This is a genomic window from Paenibacillus lacisediminis (genome assembly GCF_046567315.2).
The window spans coordinates 254,364-270,300 of sequence record NZ_JBKIAX020000006.1 but is presented as its reverse complement, the minus strand read 5'-3'; the positions used below and the strand labels follow the sequence as shown (position 1 = coordinate 270,300).

The following is a 15,937-nucleotide window of genomic DNA, read 5'->3' as shown; positions in this document are numbered from 1 at the left end:
AAGGAGGGATGAGAATGGACGTTTTGCTTGGGGTGGATATCGGAACCTATTCGGTTAAGGCGGTAGCCGTGAACGCGCAGGGAGACCTGCTGGATACCGCGGCTTTGCAACACGATGTATCGTTTCCCCGGCCGGGGTATGCCGAACAGGACCCCGAAAGCGTTTGGTGGGAAGGCTTAAGGACCGCCGTCAGGCAGTTAATTGCGCGCGGAACGTTTCAAGTATCGCAGGTGCGGGCATTGGGCGTAAGCACGTTGTCGCCGTGCGTCGCCGCCCTGGACCGGGACAACCGCCCGCTTCGGCCGGCGATTCTGTACGGTATGGACGTTCGCGCCGGCAAGCAGATTCAGCGGCTGAATGAGGAACTGGGCGAAGGATTCGTGCTAGACCGCTTTGGTCAACTGCTCTCTTCGCAGACGGCCGGGCCGAAAATCATGTGGATTCGCGAGGAGCAGCCGGAACTGTTCCGGCAGGCGGCCCGTTTTGTGCCGGCTTCGACCTATCTCGTTCACAAGCTGACGGGCGAGTGGCGGATCGATGCGTATATCGCGCCCAGCTATGCCCCCTTCTTTCGGATGGACACGATGGAATGGGACGATGAAATGATCCGGACTTATTTGGCGGACGACACCGCTTTAAAAGACGGCATCGCGTGGCCGGAGTTGGGATGGCCGGGGGACCTGGCCGGCGTTCTGACCGCGGAAGCGGCGGCGGCAACCGGGCTTGCGGCCGGCATTCCGGTCGTGATCGGTTCGGCGGACGCGCTCGCCGAGGCGATCTCCGCCGCCGCGCTGACGCCGGGCGATCTGTTTATGATGTATGGCAGCTCGATGTTTTTTATCGCCACGACGCATAAGCCCGTTACCCGGTCCGAAACGTTCTGGCCTTCCCCGGGGCTGGCGGAGGGGGCTTGGGCCGTGGCCGGCGGCATGTCGGCGGCGGGTTCGCTAGTGCGGTGGGTGATGGACTTGGCGTATCCGCCGGGCACACCGTTCGAGACGTTTTTCGCAGCGGCGAAGACGAGTGTTTCCGGCAGCAACGGGTTGGTGATGCTGCCTTATTTCAGCGGCGAGCGCACGCCGCTGGGCGATCCCGACGCCCGGGGAGTCATCGCCGGATTGAGTCTGAAGCATAACGCGGCCGATCTGTCGCGGGCGGCGTTGGAGGCGGTCGCCTACGGCATCCGCCATAACATCGAAGCGTTCGAGGCGCTGCTCGGACCGGTTTCCCTGATCGGGGCCGGCGGCGGCGTGACCGATCCGTTCTGGGCGCAGATCGTGACCGACGTCAGCCAGCGCCCGCAGCGGATTATGCAGAACACGAACGCGGCGATCGGAGATGCGCTGCTCGCGGGGACGGGGGCGGGATTGTTCGGCCATTCGTTTATGAAGGAGCTGGCCCTGCGGATCAGCCGTCCAGTGGAGCTGCAGCCGAACCCCGAACTGGGCGAAGTTTATGACGCCCGCTACAAAGTATACAGGGAGCTGTATATCAATACCCGGGAGCAGATCGTTGAACTGGGAAAAAGATAGAAAACAGGAGGTACGGGGATGGCAAGAGAAACGCCCCTGCTGATCTTTGATATCGACGGCACGCTCGTTGATTCGAGCCGCATCACGATTCGGACCGTACGCGAAGCGGTAAGCCGCTTTGCTCATTTGCGGCTGCCTTCGGACCGCGAAATTCTCGGTACCTTCGGCCTGTCCGAGGCCGATATGTGGCAGCGGCTGATGCCGGAGGGTACGCCGCAAGAGCGGCTCGGCGGCTCTGCGCTCTATGACGAGTTGATCGTGCAGCGGCTGCATGAAGCGAAGGTGCTGCTGCCGCATGCCGCGGAGGTGCTGGAGGAGCTGCGTTCCCGCGGTTACCGGATGACGACCGCCAGCAATTGCGACGCCCCGTATTTAAACGCGGTGCTGGATTCGCAGGACATCCGCCGCTTCTTCCATAATCCGCTTTGTCTAGGATTGGTTGGAGGCACGGTGAAGGCGAATATTTTACAGGTCCATCTGTCGGGAAAACCCGCCCCGCAAGCGTATATGATCGGGGACCGCGCATCCGACATAGAGGCGGCCGCGGCTCACGGAATTCCCGCCGTAGGCTGCGATTTCGGCTTTGGCGGCGCGGAAGAGCTGCGCGGAGCAAGCCGGATCATTCACGCGCTTCCCGAGCTGCTGGAGCTTTTTCCGGACCTCGGTTAGCGAAACATGTATTTTACAATGGAGGGATTTGCTGATGAATTGGTTACAAGAGCTGACGGGTACGGATAAGGCGGTCATTGCCATGTGCCATTTGCAGGCCATGCCGGGCGACCCGTACTACGACAAGGCCAAAGGTATGGATTACGTTGTGGAAATGGCCAGGCGGGAGCTGCACGCCCTGCAGGATGGCGGAGTGGACGCGGTGATGTTCTCCAACGAGTTTAGTCTTCCGTATTTGACGGACGTAAGAACCGAGACCGTTGCGGCCATGGCCCGCATTATCGGGGAACTGAAAAGCGAAATCAAAATTCCCTATGGCGTCAACGTGCTGTGGGATGCCAAAAAGTCGATCGATCTGGCGGCGGCGACGGGAGCGCAGTTCGTGCGGGAGATTTTTACGGGGGTGTATGGCAGTGATTTTGGCTTGTGGAACACCAATGTCGGCGAAACCGTCAGACACCGGCAGGCCGTCGGCGCGGACAATGTGAAGCTGCTGTTCAACATCGTGCCGGAATCGGCCAAGTATATGGCCGCGCGCGATATTCGCGAAATTGCTGTATCCACCGTGTTTGTCGGCAAACCGGATGCCTTGTGCGTCTCCGGGCTGACCGCCGGGGCTCCGACGGACTCGCAGTCGCTGCGGATCGTGAAGGAAGCGGTGCCCGGCACGGTGGTGCTGGCGAATACCGGCGTCAACGCCGCTAATTTCCGGGAACAGTTGTCCATCGCGGACGGCGCGGTGATGGGAACGGCTTTTAAAGCAGACGGAAAGTTCGAAAACCAGGCGGATGTGTCGAGAGTGCGTTCGCTGATGGACCGGATCAAGGAGTTTCGTTCGGGGTTAAAGGGCTGACGCGGCAGCGGATGTACTAATAGTGGACCTCTAATTACGGGAGAGTGATTTTGACATGGAAGAAACATTAAAGCTTCTTGAGAAACTGACGTCGATCGGAGCGCCGAGCGGTAATGAGGTGCCGTTGGCCAAATATTTGAGCAACTATATGCGGAGTTTTGCGGAGGAAGTCGTGGTCGATCACCTGGGCAACGTCATGGGCCGGATTACCCCGCTCAGACCGGATGCGCCAAGGATCATGATTTCCGCGCATATGGATGAGGTCTCGTTCATGGTGCACAAAATTCAGCCGGACGGTTTTCTGAAAATTACCCGCAACGGAGGCATTCCAGAGAAAAATCTACTCGGGCAGCTCGTCGAATTGCTGGGGGACGAAGGACCGGTCAAAGGCCTGATCGGCACGCGTTCCCATCATTTGACGGGCATGGATCAGCGGTATCAGGTGGTGCCGATCGAGGACCTGTTTGTGGACGCGGGCTTCCGCAGCAAGGAGGAGGCGGAAGCGGCGGGGATTCGCGTCGGGACGCCGGTAGTATACAAGCGTACCTTTTTCCGCAGCGGCTCGCGGGTGTTCTCCAATGCGCTCGATGACCGGATCGGCATCACGGCCATGCTGGAGGCGGGAAAACGGCTGGCCAAAGAGCGGGTGGACGCGGAGGTTTGGCTGGTCGGCAGCGTACAGGAGGAATGGAGCTTGCGCGGGATTTTGCCGGCCACCCGGTATCTGAAGCCGGACATGGCGCTGTGCATCGACATTTATCCGGCGACGGATACGCCGGATTTGAACGCCAAGGCCGACCTTGGCCTCGGCAAAGGCCCGGTCATCAGCGAATACAACTTCCACGGCCGCGGCACACTGATGGGGCTGATTCCCGACCAGGCGTTGCGCGATACGGCAATCGAGGCCGCGCGGCAAGGGGGGATTCCGATTCAGCGCGGCGCGCTGATCGGCGTGCTGACGGATGCGTCGTACGTGCAGTATGAAGGGACGGGCATCGCCACGCTGGATATGGCGATCGCGGCCCGCTACTCGCATTCCGCTGTTGAGAGCAGCGATATTGAAGATTTGCGGCAACTGATCGATCTGATCGTCCGTACGACTCTGTTATGGCCGGCGATGCCGCAGAAGACGCGCAAGGACCTGATTCTCAGCTAACGAAAGGAGGGAGAACTCATGGGCTTTATTTCGGCCCCTTTTCCGAGAGAATTGACGATCCCTTGGCTGCGGGAAGGGTATTTGAGCGGAGCGATTACGCCTGCGGACGTGGTGGGCGAGATACTTCGCCGCGTCGGGGAAGACCGCAGGATGAACATTTGGATCGCGCCGCCGTCTCCGGAGTCGGTGGCCCCGTATCTGGAGCGTCTGCGGGACGCCGATCCGGCAGTCATGCCGCTGTGGGGCATCCCTTTTGCGATCAAGGACAACATCGACTGGACCGGGGCGGAGACGACGGCCGGCTGTCCGGCGTACGCGTACCGGCCGGACGAGAATGCGGCTGTCGTGGAACGCTTGATTGCCGCTGGCGCCCTCCCGCTGGGCAAAACAAATCTGGACCAGTTCGCCACCGGACTGGTCGGCACGCGCAGCCCTTACGGCGAGACGCATAATGCGCTGCGGCCGGAACTGATCAGCGGCGGCTCGAGCTCCGGTTCGGCGGTGGCGGTGGCCCGCGGGCATGCCGTTTTCGCCCTGGGCACGGACACCGCAGGCTCCGGCCGCGTGCCCGCCGCGCTGAACAACCTCGTCGGCTATAAGCCAAGCCTCGGGGCTTGGCCGGTGCGCGGGGTTGTTCCGGCCTGCGCGAGCCTGGACTGCGTGAGCGTGTTCGCGCACACGCTGGAGGATGCGCTCGCGGTCGACGACGCCGTGCGCGGCCCGGACGCCCGCGACCCGTGGTCGCGCCCGCTCCCGCGGGCGGCGGCCCGGCTTCCGCGCAGGCTGTGCCTGCCGGATCAGGCGCCGGCCTTCTACGGCCCGTTCGCGGAGGCGTACCGCGCCGCATGGGAACAGGCGCTGCGGCGGCTGGAGGCGCTCGGCGTGCCGGTCGAATACGTCGACGCCGGCTTGTTCGCGGAAGCGGCCTCTCTCTTGTACGGCGGCCCGTGGGTCGCGGAGCGTTGGGCGGCCCTCGGCGGCTTCGTCGAAGCGCATGCGGAAGCGGTCTTTCCGGTGACCGGACAGGTGCTGCGCTCCGGGGCGGACCCGCGGCATACGGCCGCCGCGCTGTTTACGGCGAAGCACCGCCTGCAGTTGCTTAAGCTTGAGGCGCGCCGATTGCTGGCGGATGCGGTGCTGGCGCTGCCGACTTGCGGCGGGACGTGGACGCGGGAACAGCTTCGAGCGAATCCGGTCGGCGCCAACAGCGATATGGGCCGCTACACGAACCACTGTAATTTGCTGGATCTGTGCGCAGCGGCGATTCCTACGGGTTTCGCAGGGAATGGGCTGCCGTTCGGAATAACGCTGTTTGGAACGGCGGAGCAGGAAGCCTTGGTTTGCGGCTTGGCCAGGCTTTTCTTGAGCGAAAATCCAGGGGGAGCGGCAATGCCTTTGAAGGAAGCGGCGGCATCGCCCGGAACTGGGGAAGCGGTTATATCTGCGAACGGACAAGGGGGTTCAGATGGCGGGCAGGAAATATCCGCAAACCATCCAGTGGCGCTCCGCGCACCCGCATCAACGGCCACTGAAGCTGCTGCACCAAAGAACGGGGTGGAGGCTACCACGCGCGTGGCGGTCTGCGGCCTGCATATGCGCGGCTTCCCGCTGGAGCGGCAGATGCAGGAGCATGGAGCAGTGTTCCTGGAAGAAACAGTGACCGCTCCGGTCTACCGCATGATCAAGCTGCCAACGGACCCGGCCAAGCCGGGACTGATCCGCGTAAGCCGGGGCGGAGCTTCCCTGCGGCTGGAGGTGTGGGAGATGCCCCTTCGTGAGTTCGGCGCATTTGCCGCCCAAATTCCGGCGCCGCTTGGAATCGGCAAGGTGGAACTGGAGGACGGAACAGCAGTTCCGGGTTTTATCTGCGAAGCGTATGCATCCGACGCCGCGGGAACGGAAGATATCACATCATCCGGCGGTTGGAGGCAGTTGCGTCAGCATTGAAAGCTGCTGAAAAGCCGGGTAATGAAGCGGGTTTGCTCCTAGCTAACGGACCCCAGAGACTCTAACTGGCCCCAAAACAGCGGCTCCTAAACTTTAAACGGACACAAGAGCCGTAATTCCCTGCAAATCCGCAGATATTACCTTGTTTGCAGCTAAATAGGGTCACCTGTGTCCGTTAAAAGGGGAAATAACCAGGAAATGAGCGATTAGCGTCATTTGGGTCCGTTACGTTCGAAGAAGATGAAAATAGCGAATTTCGAATACGGGTATACGAAAGCGCACAGTTTATAACTGGGCGCTTTTCTTTTTGCTTTAATGAGAAAAGTATAGTAAAATACAAAAATATAGTTAATATAATGAAGCGGGGGACCGATCATGGAAATTGGAATCAGCACGTTTGTGGAAACGACGCCGGACGTTGTCACCGGGCAAGTCATCAGCCATGCCCAGCGGCTGCGCGAGGTCGTGGAGGAAATTGTTCTGGCCGACCGGGTGGGGCTTGATGTTTTTGGTGTCGGCGAGCATCACCGGAAGGATTATGCAGCGTCTTCGCCAGCCCTTGTACTGGCGGCGGCCGCGCCGCAGACGAAACGGATTCGCCTCACCAGCGCGGTGACCGTATTGTCGTCGGACGATCCGGTCCGGGTGTTTCAGGATTTCGCCACGCTTGACGGCATCTCGAACGGACGCGCGGAGATTATGGCGGGGCGCGGTTCTTTTATCGAGTCCTTTCCGCTGTTCGGATATGATTTGAACGATTACGACGAACTGTTTGATGAAAAGCTGGACCTGCTGCTCAAGCTGCGGGAGTCGGAAAAAGTAACCTGGCAGGGCAAACACCGCCCGGCGATTCAAAACCTGGGCGTCTACCCTCGCCCGGTGCAAAATCCGCTGCCCGTGTGGATCGGCAGCGGCGGCAATACCGAGTCCGTCGTCCGGGCCGGGGTGCTTGGACTGCCGCTGGTGCTGGCGATTATCGGCGGAAGACCCGTCCAGTTTGCGCCGCTGGTGAAGCTGTATAAGCGTGCGGCGGCCGAGGCCGGACACGACGCTTCCAAGCTGACGGTGGCTTCGCATTCGCACGGGTTTGTCGGAGACAAACTGGACGAAGCGGTCGAGAAGTTTTTCCCGCCGACCCAGGCCGGCATGAACATCGTCGGCCGGGAGCGGGGATGGGGATATTACAGCCGTGCCAGCTACGATACGGCCCGCAGCTTGGAAGGCGCGCTGTACGTCGGCGATCCGGAGACGGTCGCGGCCAAAATCATCTATTTGCGCAAAAACGTCGGTATCACCCGTTTCATGCTGCACTGTCCGCTTGGCACCATGCCTCATGAGGACGTCATGAGATCGATCGAACTGCTCGGCACCGAGGTGGCGCCTCGCGTCCGCGAAGAAATCGCCCGCTGGGAAGCGGGGGGCGGGGATGTGGAGTAAGTTAAAACCAAAAAGCGCGAGTATTAGGGGAATGTGTCCTTGTCCACTATGCTCGCGTTTTTTTACCTTATATATTTATAAAAGAGGGCGATTCGAAGGTAGAGAGGGGGAGAGGAATCTGGGGGCTAAGGGACACCAGAGCCGTTATTTGCATAAAAACGGAGGTTTGCAAAATGTAACGGACACAGTGGACCTTATTTACCTCAAATGGCCCTGGACGAACTGGTCTAGAGCGAAATAGGGTCATGTGTGTCCGTTAGGCTGGGAAATAGCCGGGAAATGGGCGGATAAGGTCGCTGGTGTCCGTTAGAGCAGCGTCCAAAGTCTTGGAATGGCCTCCAATCGCTCCAAAGTAGTAGTCAGAGCCAATGCATTTATTTCCTGGTCAACTCTCCGCCCGAAACGTCTTCCCCAGCTGCTCCCCCAAGCCGAAGTAGTGGCGGAAATTGTAGATGAGCGGACTCCATTTGCGCGGGTCGATGCGGTTCTCGTCCAGGATGATGTTCCGGTGGGCGTGAACCTGGACTGCCCGGGTTTCAACGATGGCGAAATCCGGGGTATGTTCCGGTACGCGCAAGGACAGGACTTCGGCTTCGATCTGCAGGGGACATTCCCGGATACGCGCGGGTTTTATTTGATGCGACGCCGCCGGCGTTAAGCCGCTAACCGCAAACTTGTCCTTTTCGAAGGTAAAGCCCATCTCCCGTTTAGCTTCCGGCACTGGGGTCTTGCCGGTTGTCGGGGCCAGGCGCTCCACGTTCTCCCACAGGGCCGGGCCGGGAAGATTGATGACGCACTCTCGGTGCCTGTCCAAATTTTCCGCCGCTTTCCCGCCCAGGCCAATGCCCAGCACGATGATATCCCCCAGCGCCCACGAGGACGAGATCGGGCTGATATTGGCGGTACCGTCCTCGTTTAGTGTACTCAGCAAAATTACCGGGGTTCCGTAATATAAAATTTTGGGGTGGATTACCCTGGTTTCCGGCGCCCCTGCTTCCGTGTTATTCGTGGTATGTTTCATCTTGGCTCCTCCTTCAATCACTTCCTCCGAACTTCTCCCCCATTGTATAGTAAGAACATTTCCACTATGATCGAAATATGGAATGCACAAAAAAACGTCTGCGATAAGGAGGGAGTTACCCATGGCAACCGTCAACACCAATGTGGCCCTAATCGCCTCGATGGTCAGCGACGCCTCCCGTTCGGCCATGCTGACCGTCTTGATGGACGGAAGATTCCACGCGGCCGGTGAATTGGCTCATATGGCGGGCATCCAGCCGCAAACGGCGAGTTTTCACTTGGCCAAAATGGCCGACGCGGGGTTGATTACCGTCGAAAAGCAGGGCAGGCACCGGTACTACGGCATCCGGAATCCGGAGGTTGCACAGGTGATGGAATCGCTAATGTCCATTGCGCCGCCCGTGAAGATCAAGTCGCTTAGGCAATCGGCGGAAAATCAAGCGCTGCGCCGCGCGCGCACCTGTTACGATCATCTGGCCGGAAGCCTGGGGGTGAGCTTGACCCAAAGCTTGGTCCGGGAGGGGATTTTGCAGGAAGGCGCAAGCGGGTTTGAAGTGACGAAAAAAGGGGAAGCTTTTTTTGAAAATTTTCAAATCGACCTGAATCAGGTAAAAAGCAAACGCCGCTCCTTTTCCCACAAATGTCTGGATTGGAGCGAACGCCGCCATCATTTGGCCGGAGCACTGGGCCAAGCGCTGCTGGAAAGGCTGCTGGAGCTGAATTGGGTGCAGCGTCTGCCAAATACGCGAGCGATCAAAATTACGCCGCAAGGCAAGGCGGGCTTGAAAGAAGCTTTCGCCTTGGCGATGGAGGATTAACAGCTTCCGTCTGGTAAAATGCAGGTCAATGGGGCATCTCCGGCGTACGTCTTCTGCGCCTTAAGAGACTGCCCCATTCTGTTTTGCAACTGGATTCAGCCCCTGCTTCTCCGCCGCTGCGTTTTCCGTCCTGGTGATGTAAACTTCCCCGGAACAGTTCTGTACGCCCCCGGTCTGCGTGTTCTGGTTCTGCGTACTTTAGATCGGTTGTCCCCCAATCTGCGTGCTCTTAACCTGCTTGAGCCGGAAGCTCTGCGCCGGGCGGGTTTGCGGGGAGCAGGCGGCAATAATTGGCGGCAGGTTTGGTATAAAAGGTCTTTGATAGAGCGGAATTTGTTTGGAAAATCCGGCTGGGCATATAACTGGTTGGCGGTTATGGCCGCCTGCTTCAGCGAGGTTTTGAGGTGCCCGTATTCCGGTGAATCGGGCTGATGGTAGAAAAGCTGCGCGCCTCGCGTCAAAGCCCGCCGCAGCAGTCCGGCTGTATGGCGGAATGATTTATGCCGGCTTTTGCGCAAAACCTTCAAAATGCGGAGCGTATTTTTATAGTCCTCAACCCCTTCCGATGGCGACAGCACGGCAAACATGCTTATCTCAGGGTCGGAAAACCCGTGCTCCTTGTACATGAGCCGAAGGTTCTCCTTCTCCGGATCCTCATAACGGTGTCCAGCCGGATGTTCCTGGTGAAACCCGATAATTTCTTCGATGGTCATAAATTTACAGCCCTGCCGATGAAGGCGGTAACCCAGCTCCCAGTCTTCAAGCCCGTGTTTCCGAAAGCTTTCGTTGAACCCGCCCGCGGCCTGCAACGATCTTTTCGGCAGGGACAGGTTGCGGGTGATGGACATGAGCCAAGGAGCCACATCCGTAGTGGAGAATTCCTTGAAATGCTGTTTGGTCATTTCCCAGGGGGCGGCCACTTGGGCAAGTTTTCCGGTTTGGCGCAAAACATCTTCCCGGGTTACGATTTCGACCGGTTCAAGGGCATACCCGTAATCGTCGCTCCAAAATCCCGATGCCTGCAGAACTTGTACCGCGGCATGTTTCTCCTCTTCGGAGAAATTAGGATAATAATGGGGGTAGGCTATTCTGAAAAGATGGGGCACGCCGGAGACGACCGCATTTTTGTGCTGCTGATGATACGAAGCATGGACGCTGACAAAATTGGGGGTTACGAGAAAATCCGGATCGCAGAAAATAATATATTCTCCCATTGCCTCGGCAATGCCCCGATTCCGGGCGGCCGATCTCCCGGTATTCTCCGTTAAGGATACGGTTTGCAGCCGATAAGGAGGCTGGTATTGCCCCAGCCTGGCGAGCGTATCGTCGGTGGAGCCGTCATTGACGACAATCACCTCGAATTGATCCATCGGATACGTCTGCGTTTCAAATCCGGTGAGTGTAAGCATGAGCTGTAAAGCTCGATTATACGCAGGAATGATGACGCTGAATTTCATCAGGGAAGGGTCACCTCTCGCTAATAGTCATTTCATACCTAGTATACGTCCCCCTTTCACCCCCGATATGGACAAAAAACCACGACCGGCACGAGTTTGCGGCAACGGCCCAGCCTAACTTTTAGGCAAAGGCCGGATTAAACGATTCCTTGATGCCCCGGCAGCAAAAAAGCCGCCCCCGGCCTGGACAGCCTTTGGAACAGCTTGATTGATTGCGGCCTATATTCGCTCTTGCAGAAACAATTTGATTTTCTCCAGCGTTGCGTTCGTTTCGATATTTTGCAGCAAAAAGTCGCTTTCCCGCTTGTGAACCACCTGTTCGGAGTAATTCCGCAAATATTCTTCGAGCACCTCGGGGGGAGCGTCTTCCCGCTCCAGGCGAAGCCGAATGTCTTCCTTGGTGACGTACAGAAAAATCCGGATGGCGTTTTCACCGTACAACTTCCGGAATGTCCGGACGCCTTCGTGGTTAACGACGACGACCGCAGTCTGCCGCTGCTGCAGCGCCCGATCTAACTCATGCTGTGAGATGCCGTAGCTGCCCCGTTCGAGGCGGACGGACTCACAGAGCTCGTCTTTTTCCTGCAGTGCCCGAAACTCCGCGTCGGAGATGAAATGATAGTGCTCCCCGTCCTGTTCGCCCGGGCGAGGCGCGCGCGTCGTGCAAGGAAGCACGTAAGGAATGCCCAACTCGGAGCTTAACCGCTTGGCAATATCTTTGCGCCCCGATCCGCTCGTTCCCGTGATGACAATGACCTGTTGCTTCGTCTCCCCGCCGGACCCGCTGGCCTCAACGGCCTCGCCAGATTTGCCCGTTGCCTCAGGCGTGCTGACCGGTTCGGGGGAAGTTTTTGATGATTTCAGCCATTTCCACATCGCTCTCCATGCGTGGCAAAACCAGCAGATTGCTCCTGAAAAATCTACCAGGCTTACGTCCTGCGACGCACGGATTCACCTCCTTGCCGTAAAATCTTCTTTATACCTTATATTTCGGCAGAAATTGGCAAACTCGTTACGTTCGCGAAGAAATTACAGCGCCGGCATACGATTCGCGTGTTATGATGGCTTGAAAAAGCTAAAGTAGGCATTTTAAACCCTGGGATGCCGACGGATTTATTATAGAATTGCTCAGTTCCGCTGAGGAAGCAGGGGAAGTCCAACGAAATGCAAAAGTGCAGGCGGTTATTGTCGAAACTCCTCGAAACAGGTGGTTCAGATGTAAAAGCCGAAAGTGCAGTTCATTTCCGGTCATAAGCTACTTTTTTATCGGTTAGCCCAAAAAGAGATGCACTTTTTGCATTCAATCGCTCTAAAATGGTGATTTGCGGAAAATAGAATGCACTTTTGCAGTTGATCCCATCGGGTCGCCCTTCCTCCTATGAAAAACAGATAAACTCGGCTGCAGGCCTTGACCCAATCTGGCTTGGAGTTGGATTCACCTACCCGGTGCGGCCTCTCTAAAACACCCGGCGCGCGGTTACGAACCGTTTTTTCCATTGGCCGTCAAATTCCCCGATATGTACGCCCCGCTCATTGGAATAGGTGTGGAGGATTTTGTTGTTCCCGGCGTAAATTCCGACATGGCCGATGTCCAGCCCACGTGAGCTGAAAAAGAGCAAATCGCCCTTGCGCAGTTCGTTCACGCTGACCTCTTTGCCTTCTTTGGCTTGATCATAAGAGATGCGCGGCAGCTCGATCGACAGCACGCTCGCAAATACGTGTTTGACAAAAGAAGAGCAGTCGAACGTTTTCGTTTGATCCGGTGAAGCTCCGAATTCGTAAGGCGTTCCCTCGAAGGTTTTGCCGTAAGCGATCAGCTTGTCCGCTTGTTTTTCCGCTAACGCGTCGCTGGTGTAATCGGTGTATTTCGGCTTGGCGGACACATATCCGCTAAGTATGTCCGGAGTGCGTGCCTCCAGCCAGAAGGCGCTGACCTCACGGACTACGTGAATCTTGCTGCCGGCGGGCAGAAGTTTAACGCTGTTGCTTTCCGCGTCCGGCTTGCTGCGAAGGTAAACGCCCTGCTCAATCGTTGTTTCGTAATTGGAAGCCGAAGCGATTCGCACCGTCCGTCCGGTTCCGTCCCACTCCACCTCGCTGCCCAGTGCTTCGCTCACGAAGCGGAGCGGAACTAGAGTGTGGCCATCCGCGATTTGTCCGGGAACCGTGAGGTTCATCGTTTGGCCGTTCAGCTGCGCTTCCCGCTCGCCGATCCGGTAAACAAGGGTCATGCCGTCTTTGGCCGCCGTCACTGTTTTGTTCTCCCCGTTCCATGCCGCCTTTGCTCCTAAAGGCTCAAAGACATCGCGGATGGGAACGAGTACGGTTCCGTTGGCCAAGACCGGCGGGACTTCAGATACAAGTGGCTTTCCGTCCAGTTCTATGGCAATGCGGCTGTCCGTACCGGCTTGCACCTGCTGGGCCGTGCCGGCGGCTGCCGCCTCCGCCGAGGCGGACAACACCAGGGAGGCCGCCAGCATACAAGTTATCGTGCGTTTTCGTTTCGTCATAAAATCACCTAATTCTGGATAGTTTTATATATTTAAACGGAGACGGCGCGGATTTGTTTTATAGTAAATATTACCTATTTGTTGGAGCGAGCTGTTCCAAGCCGTTCAAGTACCTGCGCAACGCCTGCGGAATGCGGATGCTGCCGTCCTCCTCCTGGTGGTTCTCCAGCAGCGGGATCAGGATGCGGGGTGACGCCACCGCCGTGTTGTTCAACGTGTAGCAGTATTGCAGTTTGCCGCTATGATCCCTGAACCGGATGTTCGAGCGGCGAGCCTGGAAATCGAGGAGTTGCGACGACGAATGAGTTTCCCCGTACGACGCCCGGCTCGGCATCCACGTTTCGATATCGTATTGTTTGTACGTTTTTTGCGACATGTCGCCGCTGCAGACGGCCATTACCCGGTAAGGGAGTTCCAGCAGCCGCAGGAGTTCTTCGGCATTTTCCGTAATTTCCTGAAATAGCTGCTCCGACACTGCCGGATCATTTTGGCAGAGGATGACCTGTTCCACCTTCGAAAACTGGCGAACCCGGTACAAGCCGTGCACGTCTTTGCCGGCCGAGCCCACCTCGTTCCGGAAGCAAAGCGATGCCGCGGCCAGCTTGAGCGGCCGGGCGACATCGACGATTTCGTCCTCGAAATACGAGACAAGCGGCACTTCCGACGTGCCGACAAGCCAGCGGTCTTCATCGGTGATCCGGTAGGTCTGATCCTGGCCAAGCGGGAAAAACCCGGTGTTATACATCGCCGCAGGCCGAACCATTAACGGGACCTCCAGCAGCGTAAAGCCTTTGCCAACAAGCAGATCGACGGCCAACTGCTGCACCGCCCGGTGGAGCAAAACGCCCATGCCGGTGAGGTAATAATTGCGGCTTCCCGCCGTTTTGACGCCGCGGGGAATGTCGATGAGACGGTGCAGCTCGCCAAGCGCCACGTGGTCCCGCGGTTCAAAGCCAAACGCCGGCGGCTCGCAGGCCCGCTTGATCTCCACATTGTCCTGATCCGACAGGCCTATGGGCGTGTCCGGCGAAACCGGGTTAGGCACGAGCAGCATAAGCTCCCGATATTCCTGTTCCGCTTCCTGAAGTTCATGCTCCAGACCGGCGAGCCGGCGATTCAGCTTTTTGACCTCCCCTTTGCACGTTTCGGCTTCCACCTCCGCGCGTTCCCGAATAAACTCTTGAATGCGCCGGGTCAACCGGTTCCGTTCCTGCCGCAAACGCTCGACCTCCAGCAGCAGCGCCCGGCGCTGATCGTCCCGGCGGAGCAACTCGGGGATCGAAAGATCAATCCCCTTTTGCTCCGCGATAAGTTGAACTTGTTCCTGATGCTCCCGAATCCACTTGATGTCTAACATGGCTATCCGCTCCTTTGTTATAGAAATACAAAAAGCGCTCGTCGTCCGATTGGGACGAGGAGCGCTTGTATTCTCGCGGTGCCACCCAAATTGACCAAACGGCTCTAAGCCGTTTAATCCACTTGTTTCCGCAGTAACGGGCGGATCCGGTTAACTTAGGGGGATTTTGCGCAGTTTTGCCGTCTTCCCCTTGACGAAAACGCCTCCGAGTTGGATGCTCTTCATAGGCATGATTCCGATATATTTTTCACAGTATAGCGTAGATGGTGTTTTTTATTCAAGGGGGAGGAGGGAATTTGATGAAAAAAATTTTGTTAACCGGTTTCGAGCCTTTTGGTGGCGAGCGAATCAATCCGGCTGTGGAGGCGATGAACCGGCTGAAGGGCCGGACTCTCGGCCAGCACGTGATCGTAGGGCTTGAGCTGCCGACGGTGTTCGGCAAATCAACGAACACGTTGATCGCGGCGATGGAGGAGATGGGGCCCGACATCGTTATTGGTTTGGGGCAGGCCGGGGGCCGTGCCGAAATCGCGTTTGAGCGGATCGCCATCAACATGGATGATGCCGCGATTCCCGACAACGACGGGAACCAGCCAGTCGATTGGCCGATCGTGGCGGAGGGGCCGGCTGCTTATTGGTCCACGCTGCCCGTCAAGGCTATGGCGGACCAGCTCCGGGCCCATGGTATTCCAGCTTCGGTGTCCAATACGGCCGGAACCTTCGTGTGCAACCATTTGTTTTATGGGTTGATGCACCATATTGCTGTCAGCGGCCGGCCGATCCGGGGTGGCTTCATCCATGTTCCTTATCTGCCGGAACAGGCGGTGCGGCATCCCGGGACCCCAAGCATGGCGCTGGATCAAATCGTTTTGGGCCTGGAGCTGGCGATCGGCGTCTTGACGTAGTCGGCGTCTAAACCCAGGCCCTTCAAAATATAGCGGAACTTTATGTGCTTATTATCCGGAGCCTAGCATGTTCATTCTCATTAGCGGCATTTTTTGTCCTTATTTTCTTATGAATGGGCCAGCACCCGGGCATTTCCTGGTGATTCGAGAAAATAGCGACATAAAATGCCTGTATTTCTCTCAAATGGACGAATATCACCGGAATAACGCCATTTTATGCCCTTATGTTTTCTCCGAGATGGGCAGCACTTCTACAACTAGCTTCGCTTAACTCTC

The 15,937-nt window shown here is 57.6% G+C and carries 13 protein-coding genes; 8 read left to right on the top strand and 5 right to left on the bottom strand.

Annotated features, from left to right (window positions below; all coding sequences use genetic code 11):
• Positions 1-14 precede the first annotated feature (14 nt).
• From ACLD72_RS14200 to ACLD72_RS14175, 6 genes are all read left to right on the top strand, one after another.
• On the top strand, positions 15-1,532 hold the full coding sequence (locus tag ACLD72_RS14200) for an FGGY-family carbohydrate kinase (protein ID WP_410995473.1): 1,518 nt from the start codon (positions 15-17) through the stop codon (positions 1,530-1,532).
• Positions 1,533-1,550: 18 nt separating this feature from the next.
• Entirely contained in the window at positions 1,551-2,201 is a 651-nt protein-coding gene (locus tag ACLD72_RS14195; protein WP_410995475.1) for an HAD family hydrolase, read from the top strand.
• 34 nt (positions 2,202-2,235) lie between these two features.
• Positions 2,236-3,054, top strand: a complete 819-nt coding sequence (locus ACLD72_RS14190; protein WP_251597227.1) for a BtpA/SgcQ family protein — start codon at positions 2,236-2,238, stop codon at positions 3,052-3,054.
• A gap of 55 nt (positions 3,055-3,109) precedes the next feature.
• Positions 3,110-4,210 carry a M42 family metallopeptidase gene (locus ACLD72_RS14185; protein ID WP_410995477.1) on the top strand — a complete coding sequence of 367 codons (1,101 nt, stop codon included), beginning with the start codon at positions 3,110-3,112 and terminating at the stop codon, positions 4,208-4,210.
• A gap of 18 nt (positions 4,211-4,228) precedes the next feature.
• Positions 4,229-6,157: an allophanate hydrolase gene (atzF, locus tag ACLD72_RS14180; protein WP_410995479.1), complete on the top strand. Its 1,929-nt coding sequence runs from the start codon at positions 4,229-4,231 to the stop codon at positions 6,155-6,157.
• Positions 6,158-6,532: 375 nt separating this feature from the next.
• A complete protein-coding gene (locus tag ACLD72_RS14175) occupies positions 6,533-7,594 on the top strand; it encodes an LLM class flavin-dependent oxidoreductase (protein WP_410995481.1) in 1,062 nt (353 codons plus the stop codon).
• Between the two features lie 385 nt (positions 7,595-7,979).
• Here the strand turns inward: ACLD72_RS14175 and ACLD72_RS14170 are convergent, their stop codons facing one another.
• A complete protein-coding gene (locus ACLD72_RS14170; RefSeq protein WP_410995483.1) occupies positions 7,980-8,615 on the bottom strand; it encodes a flavin reductase family protein in 636 nt (211 codons plus the stop codon).
• 121 nt (positions 8,616-8,736) lie between these two features.
• Between ACLD72_RS14170 and ACLD72_RS14165 the strand changes: the two genes are divergently transcribed.
• Complete coding sequence (locus ACLD72_RS14165) at positions 8,737-9,432, top strand: ArsR/SmtB family transcription factor (protein WP_410995485.1); 696 nt, start codon at positions 8,737-8,739, stop codon at positions 9,430-9,432.
• A gap of 95 nt (positions 9,433-9,527) precedes the next feature.
• Here the strand turns inward: ACLD72_RS14165 and ACLD72_RS14160 are convergent, their stop codons facing one another.
• The 4 genes from ACLD72_RS14160 to serS form a co-directional block, all read right to left on the bottom strand.
• Entirely contained in the window at positions 9,528-10,889 is a 1,362-nt protein-coding gene (locus ACLD72_RS14160; RefSeq protein WP_410995486.1) for a glycosyltransferase family 2 protein, read from the bottom strand.
• A 219-nt stretch (positions 10,890-11,108) separates the two neighbouring features.
• Positions 11,109-11,765 carry a guanylate kinase gene (locus ACLD72_RS14155; protein ID WP_410995487.1) on the bottom strand — a complete coding sequence of 219 codons (657 nt, stop codon included), beginning with the start codon at positions 11,763-11,765 and terminating at the stop codon, positions 11,109-11,111.
• A gap of 581 nt (positions 11,766-12,346) precedes the next feature.
• A complete protein-coding gene (locus ACLD72_RS14150; RefSeq protein WP_410995489.1) occupies positions 12,347-13,399 on the bottom strand; it encodes a stalk domain-containing protein in 1,053 nt (350 codons plus the stop codon).
• A 70-nt stretch (positions 13,400-13,469) separates the two neighbouring features.
• Positions 13,470-14,756 carry a serine--tRNA ligase gene (gene serS, locus ACLD72_RS14145; RefSeq protein ID WP_410995491.1) on the bottom strand — a complete coding sequence of 429 codons (1,287 nt, stop codon included), beginning with the start codon at positions 14,754-14,756 and terminating at the stop codon, positions 13,470-13,472.
• A gap of 299 nt (positions 14,757-15,055) precedes the next feature.
• Between serS and pcp the strand changes: the two genes are divergently transcribed.
• The gene (pcp, locus tag ACLD72_RS14140; protein ID WP_410995677.1) at positions 15,056-15,661 is read left to right on the top strand and encodes a pyroglutamyl-peptidase I; all 606 of its coding nucleotides are present in this window, start codon (positions 15,056-15,058) and stop codon (positions 15,659-15,661) included.
• Positions 15,662-15,937 lie beyond the last annotated feature (276 nt).